This window comes from Erythrobacter sp. CCH5-A1 (assembly GCF_001557115.1).
Classification (GTDB): domain Bacteria; phylum Pseudomonadota; class Alphaproteobacteria; order Sphingomonadales; family Sphingomonadaceae; genus Erythrobacter.
This window is the reverse complement of the sequence record NZ_LSKQ01000184.1, coordinates 1-15,459: the sequence shown is the minus strand read 5'-3', so window position 1 is coordinate 15,459 and position 15,459 is coordinate 1. Positions and strand designations below refer to the sequence as shown.

Below are 15,459 nucleotides of genomic sequence, written 5' to 3'. Positions count from 1 at the left end.
CCTGCCGCAGCGGCTTCGAGACCGGCTGCACCAGCCCGATCGCGCCGAGGATCTCGGCCACCCCCGTCCACAGCACCACCGCCTCCGGAGCGGGCACCCATGCGGGCATGATGGTGAGGAATGGCGCGGGCTTGAGGATATGGATCACCCCGGCGGCGAAGTAGAACACCGCCAGCAGCCAGCGCAGGATCGCCTTGGTCACGCGCCCGGTTCCCAGCCCGGAGGCGCGAGCCTGAACCCCGCGAAGTCGAACCCCGGCACGACGACGCAAGAGACGAGCGAGTAGCCGTGAGCGGGGGCGCCAAAGGGGCGCGCTGCCTGCCATTCGCCCGGCGCGACGAGGCCCTGCAATTGCTGGCCTGCCGCAATGTCGCTGCCGAGGATCACCGAGCGGGCGGGGCCTGCGTCCGTGGCAGCAAGCCGCAGCTCGACCGGATCGCCCGCCTGCCACAGCCACAGCTCGGCCGCATCGACCGTGTGCCAGTGCGAAGCCTCGCCGGCGCGCAGCAGGAAGATGATCGCCGTGCCGCTGGCACGGCCGTCCGGCCCCGCATCTCCGCGCCACGTCTCGCGATACCATCCGCCCTCAGGGTGGGGCATCAGGCCCAATTGTTCGATCAATGCGCGCGCGCTATCCATGGTGCATTCCTTGTCCGCCGTTCTCGGCGCTCTAGCTTCGGGAGCTTCCCCCATGCAACTCTCCGCGCCTTCCTGCCTCGCCATCGCCGCCGCGCTGCTGCTGGCGAGCCCGCTCGCCGCGCAAACCGCCAAGCCGGCGCGCGTCGACGATGCCACCGCCGCCGCCATCGCCGAAGCCGCGCTCGAGGCCGCGCCGGTGTTCGACGGGCACAATGACGCGCCGGGCCAGCTGCGCCAGCGCTATGCCAACCAGATCAACGCCTTCGACTTTACCGATACGCTTGCGGGGCACGACCATGTCGGCGGCGAGGGCGGCGCGATGCACACCGATCTCACCCGGCTCAAGAAGGGCAAGGTCGGCGCGCAGTTCTGGTCGGTCTATGTGCCGCACAACGCCAACGAGGCCGCCGCGATCCAGCAGACGATCGAGCAGATCGACGTCACCAAGCGCCTGATCGCGCGCAATCCCGATACCATGCGCTACGCCCTCACCGCCGATCAGGTCGAGACCGCGATGCGCGAGGGCAAGGTCGCTTCCTTGCTGGGGATGGAGGGCGGCTATTCGATCGGATCGAGCCTTGCCGTGCTGCGCCAGTTCTACGCGATGGGCGCGCGCTACATGACGCTGACTCACAACTCGAACATCCCCTGGGCCGATGCCGCGACCGACGCGCCCAAACACGGCGGCCTCACCCCCTTCGGCATGGACGTGGTGCGCGAGATGAACCGCATCGGCATGCTGGTCGACCTCAGCCACGTCAGCGAGGCGACGATGATGGACGCGCTCGATGTGGCCAAAGCCCCGGTGATCTTCAGCCACTCGGGCGCGCGCGGGGTGACCCCGCATCCGCGCAACGTGCCCGATGCCGTGCTCGCGCGCCTGCCGGAAAACGGCGGGGTGGTGATGGTGGTCGCCCTGCCGCGGTTCATCGACGAGGACATCCGCCAGTGGGACGCCAAGCGCGCGGGCGAGCTGGCGCGATTGCGGGTCGTCCACCTCGGCAATCCCGATGCCGCGGCCAAGGCGATGGACGCGTGGCTCGCCGCCAATCCCGAGCCCAAGGCGGCCATCGCCGACGTCGCCGATCACATCATGCACATCCGCGCAGTCGCCGGAATCGAGCATATCGGCATCGGCGGCGATTATGACGGGATGCCGATCGGCCCGGCGGGGATGGAGGATGTCAGCGGCTACCCCGCGCTGTTCACCGAACTCGCGCGGCGCGGGCTCTCGCAGGCCGAGCTCGAACTGATCGCGAGCCGCAACATCCTGCGCGTGATGCGCGCGGCCGAGGCCTATGCGGCCAGCGTCGCGGGCGAGCCGCCGATCGAGACGCTGATCACCCCGCCGGCCAAGACGGAGTGATCCGCCGGATCAGTGCGCCATCGCGAGAGCGGGGATGATCCACACCAGGCTCATCGCGATCACCGCGAACACCAGGCTGAAGCCCAGCACATAGCGCAGGCCCGTGTTGCTGACTGCGCCGCGCGCGGCGTCTTCGTTGATGCGGATGGAGTCCTTTGGATCGGCCATCATTGCTCTCCCCGTTGTTGTTGACGTTAGGGAACATCTTTCCGTAACGTCAATCAACCCCGGGGAGCGACAAATGGTTCCCGAAAGCCGCCGGATCGTGGAACAATCGGCAAGTCAGCCCGCCGCTTTGAGTTCACTTGCGAGCTTGAGCACCTCGTCGCCGTCCTCCTGTTCGATCAGGTAGGCCGGATCGTCCTTGTCACCGTTGCGGGTGATTTCGGAGCCCTTGATCTTGCGCGTCACGCTGCGCTCGTAGCGGTCCTTGATCCTGCCCGTCACAGTGCCGTTACCCCACGACCAGCTGACCTTCTGGCCCTTGCGGAAGGTGTCGCTCATGGCGTCGCCGGGCCTGCGGGAGCGAGGGCCTCGTCGCCGGTGATGATCCCGTCGGTCGAGCTGTCCTCGGACCTTGCCGCATCGCCCCCGGCGTCGGGCTTGCGCTCCACATTCATCTGGGCCTCGTCCGCATTCTGCGTCAGCGCGCCGGTCACCCAGACGAGCGTCATCGCGCCGATTGCGAGAACGAGGCTGATCGCCAGTACCCAGCGCACCACGCCTTCGCGGCTGCCGGCCTTGGCGTCGGTTTCGTCGATGCGGGTGCGGGGATCGGGTGTCGGCATGAAGGGCTCCTGCGGCAATGGGCAGGAGATCATGCCGGCACGGGGCAAACGGTTCGCTATCCCATGATGGAACGAAGCGAAAAGCGGGCAGGGCAGGCCTGCCCGCCGGTCAGTCGCGCAGCAGCTCGTTGATGCCGGTCTTGGAGCGGGTCTGGGCGTCGACGGTCTTGACGATCACCGCGCAGTAGAGGCTGGGGCCCATGGTGCCGTCGGGGAGCGGCTTGCCGGGCATCGAGCCGGGGACGACCACCGCATAGGGCGGGACCGCGCCCATGTGGACCTCGCCGGTGGCGCGGTCGACGATCTTGGTCGAGGCGCCGAGATAGACCCCCATCGAGAGCACCGCGCCTTCGCCCACGCGAACGCCCTCGGCCACTTCCGCGCGCGCACCGATGAAGGCGTTGTCGCCGATGATGACGGGTTCGGCCTGGAGCGGCTCGAGCACGCCCCCGATCCCCGCGCCGCCCGAGATGTGGACGTTCGCCCCAATCTGCGCGCAGGAGCCGACGGTGGCCCAGGTGTCGATCATGGTGTTCTCGCCGACATAGGCGCCGATGTTGACGAAGCTCGGCATCAGCACCGCGCCCTTGGAGATATGCGCTCCGCGCCGCACCACCGCGCCGGGGACGACGCGGAAGCCCGCGTCCTTGAAGCGGTTCTCGCCCCAACCGGCGAACTTCAGCGGCACCTTGTCATAGGCGGGCGCCCCGGCCGCGCCGCCATCGACTACGGCGTTGTCGTTGAGGCGGAAGGAGAGCAGCACCGCCTTCTTGAGCCACTGGTTGACCTGCCACCCGCCCTTGCCGTCAGGCTGGGCGACGCGTGCCTCGCCGCTGTCGAGCAGGGCGAGCGCCGCGTTCACCGCCTCTCCGACGGCGTGGCCGGGGGTGACGGAGGCGCGGTCTTCCCATGCGGCTTCGATGGCGGTGATGAGGCTGTCGGTCATGGGCGGTCTCCGGGCGTCGGGTTATGACGCGCGCCTAGCCGCGCCGCGCGCCTGCGGCAAGCGGAGGCTGCAAGCGGGGGAGCGGCATACGTAAGCCGCCCAGGCGCCCGTGCCTTTTGCGGGCATCCCTGCTGCCACAGCGAACTGGTAGGCCCGCTCCGCCAGCGGGCGCACCCGGTCGCTCATCGCCTGCGCGTGGGCGCTGGAGGCGGTGCCGTCGATCACGCGCTTCTTGATGCCCTGCATGATCCCGGCGAGGCGGAACAGGTTGTAGGCGAAGTACCAGTCCATCGGCGGGACCGGGAAGCCGGTGCGTGCGACGTAGCGTTCCACCGCTTCCTCCTGCGAGGGGATGCCGAGCGCCTCGAGATCCAGCCCCAGCAGCCCCGCGCGGCCATCGGCGGGGTTGTGCCAGTTGAGCATCAGGTAGCTGAAGTCCGCGATCGGATCGCCCAGCGTCGACAGCTCCCAGTCGAGCACCGCGATGATGCGCGGCTCCTCCTTGTGGAAGATCACGTTGTCGAGCCGGTAGTCGCCGTGGACCACGGACGAGCCGTGCTGCGGCGGGATGGTCTGCGGCAGCCATTCGATCAGCGCTTCCATTTCCGGCATGTGCTCGGTTTCGGAGAGCTTGTACTGCTTGGTCCAGCGGGTGATCTGGCGCGCGCAGTAATCGGTGGGCTTGCCGTAGTCGCCCATCCCGATCTGCTCGGGCTGGTTAAGGTGGAGGTCGGCCATCGTGTCGATCAGCGCGTGATAGATCGCGCGGCGCTCTTCGGGCTCCATGCCGGGCAGCGCGCCGTTCCACAGCGAGCGGCCATCGGCCATGCTCATCACGAAGAACTTGGAGCCGATGACCTCGGGGTCTTCGCAGAGGCCATAGGTGCGCGGCACCGGGAAGCCGGTCGGATAGAGCCCGGTCATCGCCGCATATTCGCGGTCGACCGCGTGGGCACTGGGCAGCAGCTTGCCGAAGGGCTGGCGCCTGAGGACGTAGCTCGCGCCGGGGGTGTCGATCCGATAGGTCGGGTTCGATTGGCCGCCCTTGAACTTGGTGTAGCTGATCGGGCCTTGGAAGCCCTCGACATTGGCCTCGAACCACGCGGTGAGGCTGGCAAGATCGAGCGCGTCCTTCTCGGTCACTTCGACCGTGCCGACCATTTCCTTGTCGAAATCGATCTGGGGAGCGTCTGTCATCAGTCGAACACCACCACCGTGCGCGCGGCGTGCCCGGCGCGCATCGTGTTGAAGCCCTCGTTCACCGCTTCGAGCGGGATACGCTCGGCAATGATCGTGTCGAGATCGAGCAACCCGCGCAGGTAGAAGTCGACAAGGCGCGGCAGATCGACGGGGAAGTGGTTCATCCCCATGATCGCGCCCATCAGCTTCTTGCCGCTGAGCAGGTCGAAGGCGCCGAGCCCGACCTTGCAGTCCAAGGGCATCATCCCGAGGATCACCGCAGTGCCGCCGCGCTTGAGGCTGGCGACCGCGAGGTCGGCCGAGGCTTGCCGTCCGACCGCCTCGATCCCCCAGTCGACCCCGCCGCCGCTGATCGCGATGATCTGTTTCGCCGCATCCTCGGCGAGCGCATCGACGGTGTGGGTCGCGCCGAGCACTTCGGCCAGCGCGCGCTTTTCGGGCAAGGGGTCGGCGGCGATGATCTTGCCAGCGCCCGCGATTCTGGCGGCGTTGATCGCGGCGAGGCCCACGCCTCCGCAGCCGACCACCAGCACGGTCTCGCCCGGGGTCACCTTGCAGGCGTTGAAGATCGTCCCCGCGCCGGTCGTCACCGCGCAGCCGAGCAGCGCGGCGCGGTCGAAGGGCATGGCCTTGTCGATCGCGACGCAGGCGTGCTCGTGGATCAGCATTTGCTCGGACAGGGCAGAGAGGTTGAGCATCTGGTTGACCGGCGCGCCATCGGCAAAGGCGATGCGCGAGGCCTCGCCCTTGGCGCGGCGGGTGTCACCGCCGAGGCACAGCGCCATGCGGCCGGTGACGCAGAACTCGCAGTGGCCGCAGAAGGCCGAGAGGCAGGAGACGACATGGTCGCCCGGCTTCACGGTGCGGACTTCGCTGCCGACCGCGCGCACGATCCCCGCCGCCTCGTGTCCCGGAATGCAGGGCAGGGCGTGGGGGTAATGCCCGTCGATGAAGTGCAGGTCCGAATGGCACAGCCCGCAGGCCTTGGTGTCGATCAGGACCTCGTGCGGGCCGGGTTCGGCATAGGTGACCTCGGCGATGCGAAGACCTGCGCCGGGTGCTTCGAGAATGGCGGCTTTTGCCATGATAATTCCTCACCCCTCCCGCTTGCGGGGGGGGGAGCGAGACTTGGGCTTGCCTCGCAAGTCCTGGTCGCAGCGGGGTGGGCCTTCCTCGCGGTCGGCCCGTGCCCACCCCCGCCCCCTCCCGCAAGCGGGAGGGGAGTTAAGTGTCAGCGCGCCACGCCCATGTCGCCCGAGCTGAAGCTCTGGCCGTCATTGGCCGCGCGCCCGTGGTTGCCGCGCAGGGCGTTCGCCGTCGGGCCGGGGACCGGCGCGTGCTTGGCGAATTCCATGTGCGCGATCGAGCGGGCGTGGACCTCGTCCGGCCCGTCCGCCAGACGCAGCGTGCGCTGGTGGGCATAGGCCGAGGCGAGGCCGTAGTCTTCCGACACCCCGCCGCCGCCGTGGGCCTGGATCGCATCGTCGATGATCTTGAGCGCCATGTTGGGCGCCTGCACCTTGATCATCGCGATTTCCTGCTTCGCCGCCTTGTTGCCGACCTTGTCCATCATGTCGGCGGCCTTGAGGCACAGCAGGCGCGTCATGTCGATGTCGATGCGGGCGCGCGCGACGCGCTCTTCCCAGACCGAGTGCTTGTAGACCGGCTTGCCGAAGGCCTCGCGCTCCTGCAGGCGGCGGCACATCTTGGCGAGCGCTTCCTCGGCGACGCCGATGGTGCGCATGCAGTGGTGGATGCGGCCCGGCCCGAGGCGGCCCTGCGCGATCTCGAAGCCGCGGCCCTCGCCGAGCAGCATGTTCGAGACGGGCACGCGCACGTTGACCATCTCGACTTCCATGTGGCCGTGCGGGGCATCGTCATAGCCGAAGACGGGCAGGTGGCGGATGATGTTCACGCCGGGCGCGTCGATCGGCATCAGCACCATCGACTGCTGCGCGTGGCGCTGGGCGGAGAAGTCGGTCTTGCCCATGACAATCGCGACCTTGCAGCGCGGATCGCCGAGGCCGCTCGACCACCACTTGCGCCCGTTGATCACATAGTGATCGCCGTCACGCTCGATCCGGGTCTCGATATTGGTCGCGTCCGAGGAGGCGGTGTAGGGCTCGGTCATCAGGAAGGCCGAACGGATCTCGCCGTTCATCAGCGGGCGCAGCCATTCTTCCTTCTGCTCGCGCGTGCCGTAGCGGTGGAAGACCTCCATGTTGCCGGTATCGGGCGCGGAGCAGTTGAACACTTCGCTCGCCCAGCCGATGCGGCCCATTTCCTCGGCGCACAGGGCATATTCGAGGTTGGTGAGGCCGGGGCCGTCGAATTCGAAGGTCTCGTCGACATGGTGGTGGCTGTCATTGCGCGGCGGCATGAACAGGTTCCAGATGCCGGCCTCTTTCGCCAGCTTCTTCTTGTCCTCGATGATCTGGATCACCTTCCAGCGCCCGCCCTCGGCGTCCTGCGCCTTGTAGACATCCATGTTGGGGCGCACGTGCGTCTCGATGAAATCGCGCACGCGGTCACGCCAATAGGCCTGCCGTTCGGTGGGTTCGAAATCCATGGGGGGTTCCTCTCGTCCTAGTTCGAAATCGAATCTTTGGGGGAGCGTGGCAGAGCCTCCTGCCCGCGCCAAGCCCTCATTTGTGAGTGACAGGTCCTGACGTTACGGCACGCTCGCGCACGATCCGCGCGGCAACGCGGGCCTCGTGATCGGCGCGGGTGATGGGAAAGCGCGAGAGCCAGAAGGCCGCGATCACCGCCAGCGCGGTGGCCACGATCAGATAGGCGATCGCGAGGTTCCGAACCACCTCGGGCGCGACCGCGGCCTGCGTGGTCCCCGGCTGCAGGCCGACGATCTGCACGATCAGGCTGGTGAGCAGGATGCCCCCGCCGGTCGCCGCCTTGGTGACCAGCCAGTTGCCCGCATAGAACGTCCCCTCGGCGCGCTTGCCGGTGCGCTCCTCGTAAGCCTCAACGATCTCGGCGACCATCGAGGTGGCCGAGATGATCGTCACCACGCCGGCGGTGTTGGCCGCGACCATGAAGCCCATGAACAGGCCCGTCGACAGCGCCGATCCGGTCGTGGGCCACAGGTCCGCGAGGAACAGGACATAGGGCGTCGCCGCAATTCCGAGCGTCACCAGCGACCCGGCCGCCCCGCTCATCGGCTTGCCGAAGCGGCGGTGGAGCGGGCCGACGATCAGGAACATCGCGATCACGGACAGCCCCAGCGCCAGCGGGTAGAGCTTGAAGGCGAGCTCGCTGAACTGCCACACGTAGCGCGTGACATAGAGCGTGATCGAGAGCGACAGCCCGGTGCTGACATGGGCGGCGAGCGCTCCGCAGGCGAAGATCACGAAGGCGCGCTCGCGGAAGGCATCGAAGATTTCGCCGAAGGCCCGCGCGAGCGAGAAGGGCTGCGAGGTGGTCTCGGGCAGGCGCGCGACATAGCGGTGCTGCCCCGCCGCCGAGCCGACCACCGAAACCAGCATGACCACCGCGCCGACCATCCCGAACAATGCGTAGCCATCGGGCTCGAGCTGGGATTGCGGGGTCGGCAGGAACACCGTGAAGGCCAACACCGACATGGCGAGGCCCCCGATCCAGCCCGACAGATAGCGGTAGCGGAACAGCGTCGTGCGCTCGACATAGTCGGCGGTGATTTCGGGCACCATGCTGATCGAGGGCACCTCGCAGGCCGACAGCAGCAGGCGCACGCCGACCGCCAGCGCGACGATCTCCCAGAACCCCGGCACCCCGGTAAAGGGCGGGCTCCACAGCAGCGTCCAGGCCAGCGCCAGCGGGAGCGGGGCGGTATAGAGCCACGGCAGGCGGCGGCCCCAGCGGGTGTAGGTGCGGTCGCACAGGTGCCCGATCAGCGGATCGACCAGCGCATCGATCACCAGCGCCGTCGCCAGCGCCGCGCCGACGATCCCGGCGTCCACCCCCAGCACAAGATTGTAGAACGGCAGCAGGAAGAACGAGAAGCCGCCGTCCTTCACCCCGAAGGCGACCGCGCCGAAGCCGTGCATCAGTTTGAGCCGCCAAGGGAGCGGCCCGGTCACAAGGCTCATCCGCGCCTGCCCCTGCAGCTTGGCGATCCGCCGATTCCGGCCACTTTTCTCTCTCCCATTTCGGTTGCGAACCTAGACCGATTGACGGGCGCGTCAATCGGATGTCGTCTGACGCTACGGCATCCTGTCCCGCGCGAAGGACGCTTGCAGCCAGTCGCAAAATGCCACTAACGTAAGCGTCAACCGAGAGACGAGAGAGGAGAGTCGGTCATGGCCGATCTTGAGAATTTCCGGACAGAAACCCGCGCGTGGCTCGAAGCCAACTGCCCGCCCGAAATGCGCGAGCCGGTGCGCGGCGAGGACGACATCTACTGGGGCGGCCGCCGCGCGACCTTCAAGAACGACGCGCAGAAGGCATGGCTCGAGGCCTGCATCGCCAAGGGCTACACCGTGCCGATGTGGCCCAAGGAATATGGCGGCGCTGGCCTCAGCGCTCCCGAGGCCAAGGTGCTGCGCGAGGAAATGGGCAAGATCGGCGCCCGCCCGCCGCTCTCCTCCTTCGGCATCTGGATGCTCGGCCCGGCGCTGCTGCATTTCGGCACCGAGGGGCAGAAGCAGCGCTTCCTCAACGAGATCGCCCGCGGCGAGATCCGCTGGTGTCAGGGCTATTCGGAACCGGGTTCGGGCAGTGACCTCGTCAGCTTGCAGACCTTCGGCGAGGACAAGGGCGATCACTGGGTCGTCAACGGCCAGAAGATCTGGACCTCCTACGCCGACCAGGCCGACTGGATCTTCTGCCTCGTCCGCACCGACAAGGAGAACAAGTACGGCGGCATCACCTTCATGCTGTTCGACATGGCGAGCGAAGGCGTCACCACCAAGCCGATCAAGCTGATCTCCGGCTCCTCGCCTTTCTGCGAGACCTTCTTCGACAATGTCGCCGTGCCCAAGTCCTACGGCGATGACGTGCCGGCCTATGTGGGCACCATCAACCGCGGCTGGGACGTCGCCAAGTATCTTCTCGGCCACGAGCGCGAGATGATCTCGGGTGCCGACGGCGGCGAGCGGGCGGCGGCGATCGGCGCCGCGATGAAGCGCCATGCGGCCAAGACCGGCGACGACATCGACCCGGTGCTGCGCGCCGAGCTCGCGCAGTTCGACGTCGATGCCCTCGCCTATGCCGCGATGGGCGAGAAGTTCCTCGACGAGATCAAGGTCGGCAAGGCGCACCCCGCGCAGCCCAACATGATGAAATATGCCGGGACCGAGCTCAACAAGCGCCGCCACGAGCTGATGATGGCAGTCGGCGGCTCGCGCAGCCTCGAATGGGAAAGCGAGGCGACCGAGGGCGGCAAGCCGTCGCGCAACTGGCTGCGCACCAAGGCCAACTCGATCGAGGGCGGGACGAGCGAGGTGATGCTCAACGTCATCGCCAAGCGCATCCTCGACCTGCCGGGGGCTTGAGACTGGCGTCGCCCCGGACTTGATCCGGGGCCGCTCGCAACTGGCACCCAGACGATGGCGATCCCGGGTCAAGCCCGGGATGACGATTTGAATTTCCGGGAGAGGGAAAACCAATGCCCCTGTATCACAACGAAGATCAGGCGATGCTCGCCGACACCGCGGCCGGGTTCATGGCCGAGGAAGGCAATATCGCCAAGCAGCTGCGCCATTGGCGCGACCGCAATTGCAAGGATGGCTTCGGCCACGCCCTGTGGAGGCAGATGGCCGAAATGGGCTTCACCGGCATGCTCGTGGACGAGGCCGACGGCGGGCTCGGCATGGGCCATGTCGAGGCGGGGATCGTGCTCGAAGAGATCGGCCGCAACCTGACGCCTTCGCCGTTCCTGACCTCCTCGGTGCTGGCGGCGACCGCGCTAAAGCACGGGTCGGCGGACTTGAAGGGCCGCTACCTGCCGGGGCTGATCGCGGGCGATAGCGTGTTCGCCGTCGCGATCGACGAGACCGCCAAGCATCGCCCGAGCCGCATCACCACCCGCGCCGAGAAGTCGGGCAACGGCTTCAAGCTGACCGGCGCCAAGAGCTTCGTCATTCAGGGCGCGAGCGCGGACATGATCGTAGTCGCCGCGCGCACCAGCGGTTCGGATGACGACGCCGACGGCATCACCCTGTTCGCGGTGCCGAAGGATGCGGCGGGCATGAGCCACGATTCGGTGCGGCTGGTCGACAGTTCGATGGCGACCCACACCAGGTTCGACGGGGTCGAGCTCGACGGCGACACCGTGATCGGCGAGGTCGACGGCGGGCGCGCGGTGCTTGACGCCATGCTGCTGGCCGGCCGCGTCGGCGCGGCGGCGGAAGGCGTCGGCGTCGCGCGCGGGGCGATGGACATGACGGTCGATTACCTCAAGCAGCGCAAGCAGTTCGGTAAGCTGATCGGCGAGTTTCAGGCGCTCCAGCACCGCGCCAGCCACCTCTATTCCGAGGTCGAGATCGCCCGCGCCGCGACCATCAAGGCGCAGCAGCTGCTCGACGGCGGTTCGGCGCATGCCGACCTGATGGCGAGCGTCGCCAAGGCCAAGGTCGCGCGTGTCGCGCGCCTCGCGGTGCAGGAAGGCGTGCAGATGCACGGCGGCATCGGCATGACCGATGAGTACGACATCGGCCTCTACATGAAGCGCGACCGCGCGCTGGCGGAGTTCCTCGGCGACGCGCACTTCCACGCCAATCGCGTGGCGGAACTGAGCGGGTATTGAGCCTTCACCGCCCCTCCCGCCCGCGGGAGGGGAGCGAGGAAGCGAAGCTGTCCGAAGGACACCTGCCAGCTTGCTGGCTAGTCGCAGCGGGGTGGGCCTTTCCGGCCCATTCCCACCCCCAACCCCTCCCTCAAGCGGGAGGGGAGTTTGGAGAGAAACATGGACATTCAATCACTTTTCAGCCTCCAAGGCCGCATTGCCCTCGTCACCGGCGGCAGCCGCGGGATCGGCAAGATGTTCGTCGAGGGTCTCCTCGCGGCAGGCTGCGCACGGGTCTATATCTCGGCGCGCAAGGTCGAGCAGATGCAGGCGACCATCGACGAGTTCGGCGCGGACCGCGTGATCGGCATCCCCGCCGACCTCTCGCAGATGGACGGCATGGTCGGCCTCGCCAATGAGCTGAAGGCGCGCGAGAGCCACCTCGATATCCTCATCAACAACGCCGGGGCCGCCTGGGGCCAGCCCTATCTCGAATTCTCCGAGGCCGGCTGGCACCGGACGATGGATTTGAACGTCAAGACCCCGTTCTTCCTCACCCAGAAGCTCCACGACCTGCTGGTCGAAGGCGGCAAGCAGGGGCATCCGGCCAAGGTGATCCACGTCTCCTCGATCGACGGGCAGCGGATCAACCCGTGGGAGACCTACGCCTACCAGGCCTCCAAGGCCGCGGTGATCCAGTTGACCCGGCGCATGGCCGCGCGGCTGATCCACGACAATATCGTCGTCACCTCGATCGCGCCGGGCGCCTTCCCGTCCGAGATGAACCGCGCTGCGAAGGACGCGCCCGACGCCAGCGCGAGCGGCATTCCGGCCAAGCGCATCGGCACGACCGAGGACATGGCGGCCGCCGCGATCTACCTCGCCAGCCGGGCGGGCGACTATGTGGTGGGCGAGACGCTGACGGTCGATGGCGGCGTGGTCAACGCGCTGCTGCCGAACCATTTCGCCGATCCCTCGGGCGGCGGCCACTAAGCGGCAAAAAAGAGGCCCACACCCCCTCTCACCAGGAGTGTGGGCCGAGGAGGCAGGGGAGAATGGCTCCCCTGCCCGGGTCGCGTCTTCCCTATCGCGCGCGGCGGACACGCCGTCTGTGATGCCCGTCACGGTCTTGCGGGCCGATGCGATTTATCATGCCCCTCGCCAGTCGTTGCGGGGGGCCTTGCCTGCCCCTATCCTCGGCCAATCGAAGGGGGCTTTGCATGATGCTCGATACGCTCGACGATCTCATCGCCCGGCTCGCGCCCGACACGCTGCTGCGCGCGCTCGCGCCCGAACAGCTCGAACAGCTGCTGCGCGAGGCCACCCGCCGCGACCTGCGCCCCGGCGAGCCGATCATCTCGCAGGGCGACGAGGATGGCGATTTCGCCGTGGTGGTGCTGACCGGCGGGCTCAAGATCACCATGGTCAGCGCCAGCGGGCATGAGATCATCCTCAATTATTGCGGGCCGGGCGAGCTGGTCGGCGAGATCGCGATGCTCGACTCGGGCCCGCGCACCGCGAGCGTGATCGCGGCCGTCCCCTCGACGGTGCTGCTGCTGCCCAGCCACACCTTCCTTGCCGCCGCGACCGCCAATGCCGTCTCGGCCGCGGGCGTCATGCGCGAGCTTGCGCGGCGGGTGCGCCAGCTCAATCTGGTGATCGAGAGCGACCGCACCTTCTCGATGGCCCCGCGCCTCGCGCGCGCGCTGGTGCGGCTGGTCGATCCGACCCGCGATGACGGGCGCCTGCGCTTCGATCCCAACCAGAGCGATCTCGGCGCCTTTGCCGGCCTCGCGCGCGAGAATGTCAGCCGGCTGCTGTCGGACTGGGAGGCGCAAGGCGTGATCGCCCGGCAGGGCCGCGCGCTGCAGGTGCGCGAGCTCGGCTACCTCCAGACCCTGGCAGAATTCGGCGACGACGCCTGAGGGGCGTAGAGTGGGGCAAGATCGGTCACGTTGCAGCAGGCGCGCACAAGCCGGGAGCGCAGGTCGGGCAGTATTGAGCGGCGGTGCCGTTCCTGCCACCCGGATACGCGGAGTCTGCCATGCCCGAATTTCCTGCCTTGCCCCGGATCGCCCCCGCGCTGATCGCCTTCGCGGCCGCAATGGCCTGCGCGCTCGCCCCGCCCGCGGCGGCGCACGAGCGCGACTGGGAGGACTTGCCGCCGGCCGCGCGTGACGTGCCGGTGCCGCAGGACACCGGCATCCTCGTGCGCGAAGTGGCGCCGGGGGTGCACATGGTCACCGACGGGCTCTATCAGGCCCTGTTCGCGGTGACCGGTGACGGCGTGGTGGTCGTCGATGCCCCGCCCTCGATCGGGCCGCGGCTCTCGCAGGCGATCGCGGCGACGACCGACAAGCCGGTGATCGCGGTGATCTACACCCACAGCCATATCGACCATATCGGCGCGGCCGACCAGTTCGGCCCCGACGTCCAGCGCATCGCCAGCGTGCCGACGCGCGACAAGCTCGCCCGGCTGGCCGATCCGCGCCGCCCGGTGCCTACCCAGGTGGTGGGTGCAGGCAGCACGCGGATGCGCTTCGGCACGACCGAAGTGCAGCTCGATCTTGCCGGGGCCTTCCACGAACCCGGCAACCTCATCGTCCTGTTCCCGCAGGGCAAGGTGCTGATGATGGTCGATATTGTCTACCCCGGCTGGGTGCCCTTCACCAATCTCGGCATGGCCGAGGACGTGCAGGGCTTTATCGATGCCCATGACGTGCTGCTGGGGTATGATTTCGCGGTGTTCGTCGGCGGGCACCTCTCGCGCCCCGGCACGCGGGCGGATGTCGAGACCGCGAAGACCTATGTCACCGATCTGGTTGCGGCGGCGCGCGCGGCGCAGGGCAAGGTCGATTTTCTGGCCGTGGCGGGCGAGACCGGCTTTGCCAACCGCTGGCTGCTGGTGAAGACCTGGATGGACCGCGTGGCCGACGCCTGCACCGCGACGATGCTCGGCAAGTGGGAAGGCAAGCTGGGCGGCGCCTCGGTCTCGACCCCGGGGCACTGCTGGATCATGCAGGAGCACCTCAACATCAACGGGCTGCCTGCAGCTGAAACCGCGCCTGTGCGAGCGGCTGCGCCCTAACCCATCAGCCCGCGTACGAAGGGAATGAGCCCGGTCTGGCGCATGCGCTTCATGCGCTCGGCTTCTAGGATCGCGCGGACCTTTTCGAAGCACACGTCGATATCGTCGTTGATGATGACGTAGTCGTAGCCGTCCCAGTGGCTGATCTCGGCCCGCGCGCGTTCCATGCGGGCGGCGATGACCTCAGCGCTGTCGGTGGCGCGGCCCTTCAGCCGGCGGTGCAGCTCTTCGAGCGAGGGCGGCAGGATGAACACCCGGACCACGTCCTGCTGGTCCTTCTGGTAGAGCTGCTGGGTGCCCTGCCAGTCAATGTCGAACAGGAAGTCCTGCCCCTCCTTCAGCCCGGCGCGGATCCTGCCCTTGGGCGTGCCGTAGCGATGGCCGAAGACATGCGCCCATTCGTAGAAATCGTCCTCTTCCACCATCCGGTCGAACTCTTCCGGGCTGACGAAGTGGTAATGCACCCCGTCGATTTCGCCCGGGCGCGGGGGGCGGGTGGTGGCGCTGACCGAGAGCTTGATCTCGGCGTCCTTGGCGAGCAGCATGCGCGACAGCGTGGTCTTCCCCGCGCCCGAGGGCGAGGAGAGGATGAACATCAGGCCCCGGCGGTGGAGCTGGTCTGCGGCAGTGTGTGAGGATTCGCCCATGGGCCCCGTTGCCTTAGATGGCGGGCACAAATCAAGGGGCGGTCAGGATTCGCTGTCGGCGGGGGGC

17 protein-coding genes are annotated in these 15,459 nt (G+C 67.8%); 6 read left to right on the top strand and 11 right to left on the bottom strand.

From position 1 onward, the window contains the following. Positions 1-202, bottom strand: a 202-nt coding sequence (locus AX708_RS11030; protein WP_197426378.1) for a DoxX family protein, incomplete at its 3' end; no start/stop codon positions are given. After that, entirely contained in the window at positions 199-639 is a 441-nt protein-coding gene (locus tag AX708_RS11025; RefSeq protein WP_066531293.1) for a cupin domain-containing protein, read from the bottom strand. The genes AX708_RS11025 and AX708_RS11030, both read right to left, overlap by 4 nt. 52 nt (positions 640-691) lie before the next feature. Between AX708_RS11025 and AX708_RS11020 the strand changes: the two genes are divergently transcribed. Next, a complete protein-coding gene (locus tag AX708_RS11020; RefSeq protein ID WP_066531292.1) occupies positions 692-2,005 on the top strand; it encodes a dipeptidase in 1,314 nt (437 codons plus the stop codon). Between the two features lie 9 nt (positions 2,006-2,014). Here AX708_RS11020 and AX708_RS20465 read toward each other — a convergent pair whose 3' ends face one another. From AX708_RS20465 to AX708_RS10985, 8 genes are all read right to left on the bottom strand, one after another. After that, on the bottom strand, positions 2,015-2,176 hold the full coding sequence (locus AX708_RS20465) for a hypothetical protein (protein ID WP_156443451.1): 162 nt from the start codon (positions 2,174-2,176) through the stop codon (positions 2,015-2,017). A gap of 111 nt (positions 2,177-2,287) precedes the next feature. Beyond that, entirely contained in the window at positions 2,288-2,509 is a 222-nt protein-coding gene (locus tag AX708_RS11015; RefSeq protein ID WP_066531291.1) for a DUF2945 domain-containing protein, read from the bottom strand. After that, positions 2,506-2,793, bottom strand: coding sequence for a hypothetical protein (locus tag AX708_RS11010; RefSeq protein ID WP_156443450.1), 288 nt, complete (start codon positions 2,791-2,793; stop codon positions 2,506-2,508). Before AX708_RS11010 ends, AX708_RS11015 begins: the two co-directional genes overlap by 4 nt. Before the next feature lie 109 nt (positions 2,794-2,902). After that, entirely contained in the window at positions 2,903-3,739 is an 837-nt protein-coding gene (dapD, locus tag AX708_RS11005; protein ID WP_066531287.1) for a 2,3,4,5-tetrahydropyridine-2,6-dicarboxylate N-succinyltransferase, read from the bottom strand. Between the two features lie 21 nt (positions 3,740-3,760). Then, a complete protein-coding gene (locus AX708_RS11000) occupies positions 3,761-4,936 on the bottom strand; it encodes a phosphotransferase family protein (RefSeq protein WP_197426180.1) in 1,176 nt (391 codons plus the stop codon). Then, positions 4,936-6,024 carry a Zn-dependent alcohol dehydrogenase gene (locus AX708_RS10995; RefSeq protein WP_066531285.1) on the bottom strand — a complete coding sequence of 363 codons (1,089 nt, stop codon included), beginning with the start codon at positions 6,022-6,024 and terminating at the stop codon, positions 4,936-4,938. The genes AX708_RS11000 and AX708_RS10995 overlap by 1 nt, the downstream gene beginning before the upstream one ends. Before the next feature lie 146 nt (positions 6,025-6,170). Continuing rightward, on the bottom strand, positions 6,171-7,508 hold the full coding sequence (locus AX708_RS10990; protein WP_066531282.1) for an acyl-CoA dehydrogenase family protein: 1,338 nt from the start codon (positions 7,506-7,508) through the stop codon (positions 6,171-6,173). Positions 7,509-7,584: 76 nt separating this feature from the next. Further along, positions 7,585-9,021 (bottom strand): MFS transporter, encoded by a 1,437-nt coding sequence (locus AX708_RS10985; RefSeq protein ID WP_066531281.1) that lies wholly within the window; start codon positions 9,019-9,021, stop codon positions 7,585-7,587. A gap of 210 nt (positions 9,022-9,231) precedes the next feature. On the opposite strand from AX708_RS10985, the gene AX708_RS10980 reads away from it, so the two are divergent. The 5 genes from AX708_RS10980 to AX708_RS10960 all read left to right on the top strand — a co-directional run bounded on the left by AX708_RS10980 (position 9,232) and on the right by AX708_RS10960 (position 14,745). Further along, positions 9,232-10,425, top strand: coding sequence for an acyl-CoA dehydrogenase family protein (locus AX708_RS10980; RefSeq protein ID WP_066531280.1), 1,194 nt, complete (start codon positions 9,232-9,234; stop codon positions 10,423-10,425). Positions 10,426-10,538: 113 nt separating this feature from the next. Next, complete coding sequence (locus tag AX708_RS10975; RefSeq protein WP_066531278.1) at positions 10,539-11,678, top strand: acyl-CoA dehydrogenase family protein; 1,140 nt, start codon at positions 10,539-10,541, stop codon at positions 11,676-11,678. Between the two features lie 159 nt (positions 11,679-11,837). Next, positions 11,838-12,650, top strand: a complete 813-nt coding sequence (locus tag AX708_RS10970; protein ID WP_066531276.1) for an SDR family oxidoreductase — start codon at positions 11,838-11,840, stop codon at positions 12,648-12,650. Positions 12,651-12,877: 227 nt separating this feature from the next. Beyond that, a complete protein-coding gene (locus AX708_RS10965) occupies positions 12,878-13,582 on the top strand; it encodes a Crp/Fnr family transcriptional regulator (protein ID WP_066531272.1) in 705 nt (234 codons plus the stop codon). A 119-nt stretch (positions 13,583-13,701) separates the two neighbouring features. Further along, the gene (locus tag AX708_RS10960) at positions 13,702-14,745 is read left to right on the top strand and encodes an MBL fold metallo-hydrolase (RefSeq protein WP_066531270.1); all 1,044 of its coding nucleotides are present in this window, start codon (positions 13,702-13,704) and stop codon (positions 14,743-14,745) included. Here AX708_RS10960 and gmk read toward each other — a convergent pair. Further along, positions 14,742-15,392, bottom strand: coding sequence for a guanylate kinase (gene gmk, locus AX708_RS10955; protein ID WP_066531268.1), 651 nt, complete (start codon positions 15,390-15,392; stop codon positions 14,742-14,744). The genes AX708_RS10960 and gmk overlap by 4 nt on opposite strands. Positions 15,393-15,459 lie beyond the last annotated feature (67 nt).

What these genes read in the sequence shown, in the direction of transcription:
- AX708_RS11025 (WP_066531293.1), bottom strand. Translation starts at nt 639, where the DNA reads ATGGATAGCGCGCGCGCATTGATCGAACAATTGGGCCTGATGCCCCAC.
- AX708_RS11020 (WP_066531292.1), top strand. Translation starts at nt 692, where the DNA reads ATGCAACTCTCCGCGCCTTCCTGCCTCGCCATCGCCGCCGCGCTGCTG.
- AX708_RS20465 (WP_156443451.1), bottom strand. Translation starts at nt 2,176, where the DNA reads ATGATGGCCGATCCAAAGGACTCCATCCGCATCAACGAAGACGCCGCG.
- AX708_RS11015 (WP_066531291.1), bottom strand. Translation starts at nt 2,509, where the DNA reads ATGAGCGACACCTTCCGCAAGGGCCAGAAGGTCAGCTGGTCGTGGGGT.
- AX708_RS11010 (WP_156443450.1), bottom strand. Translation starts at nt 2,793, where the DNA reads ATGCCGACACCCGATCCCCGCACCCGCATCGACGAAACCGACGCCAAG.
- dapD (WP_066531287.1), bottom strand. Translation starts at nt 3,739, where the DNA reads ATGACCGACAGCCTCATCACCGCCATCGAAGCCGCATGGGAAGACCGC.
- AX708_RS11000 (WP_197426180.1), bottom strand. Translation starts at nt 4,936, where the DNA reads ATGACAGACGCTCCCCAGATCGATTTCGACAAGGAAATGGTCGGCACG.
- AX708_RS10995 (WP_066531285.1), bottom strand. Translation starts at nt 6,024, where the DNA reads ATGGCAAAAGCCGCCATTCTCGAAGCACCCGGCGCAGGTCTTCGCATC.
- AX708_RS10990 (WP_066531282.1), bottom strand. Translation starts at nt 7,508, where the DNA reads ATGGATTTCGAACCCACCGAACGGCAGGCCTATTGGCGTGACCGCGTG.
- AX708_RS10985 (WP_066531281.1), bottom strand. Translation starts at nt 9,021, where the DNA reads ATGAGCCTTGTGACCGGGCCGCTCCCTTGGCGGCTCAAACTGATGCAC.
- AX708_RS10980 (WP_066531280.1), top strand. Translation starts at nt 9,232, where the DNA reads ATGGCCGATCTTGAGAATTTCCGGACAGAAACCCGCGCGTGGCTCGAA.
- AX708_RS10975 (WP_066531278.1), top strand. Translation starts at nt 10,539, where the DNA reads ATGCCCCTGTATCACAACGAAGATCAGGCGATGCTCGCCGACACCGCG.
- AX708_RS10970 (WP_066531276.1), top strand. Translation starts at nt 11,838, where the DNA reads ATGGACATTCAATCACTTTTCAGCCTCCAAGGCCGCATTGCCCTCGTC.
- AX708_RS10965 (WP_066531272.1), top strand. Translation starts at nt 12,878, where the DNA reads ATGATGCTCGATACGCTCGACGATCTCATCGCCCGGCTCGCGCCCGAC.
- AX708_RS10960 (WP_066531270.1), top strand. Translation starts at nt 13,702, where the DNA reads ATGCCCGAATTTCCTGCCTTGCCCCGGATCGCCCCCGCGCTGATCGCC.
- gmk (WP_066531268.1), bottom strand. Translation starts at nt 15,392, where the DNA reads ATGGGCGAATCCTCACACACTGCCGCAGACCAGCTCCACCGCCGGGGC.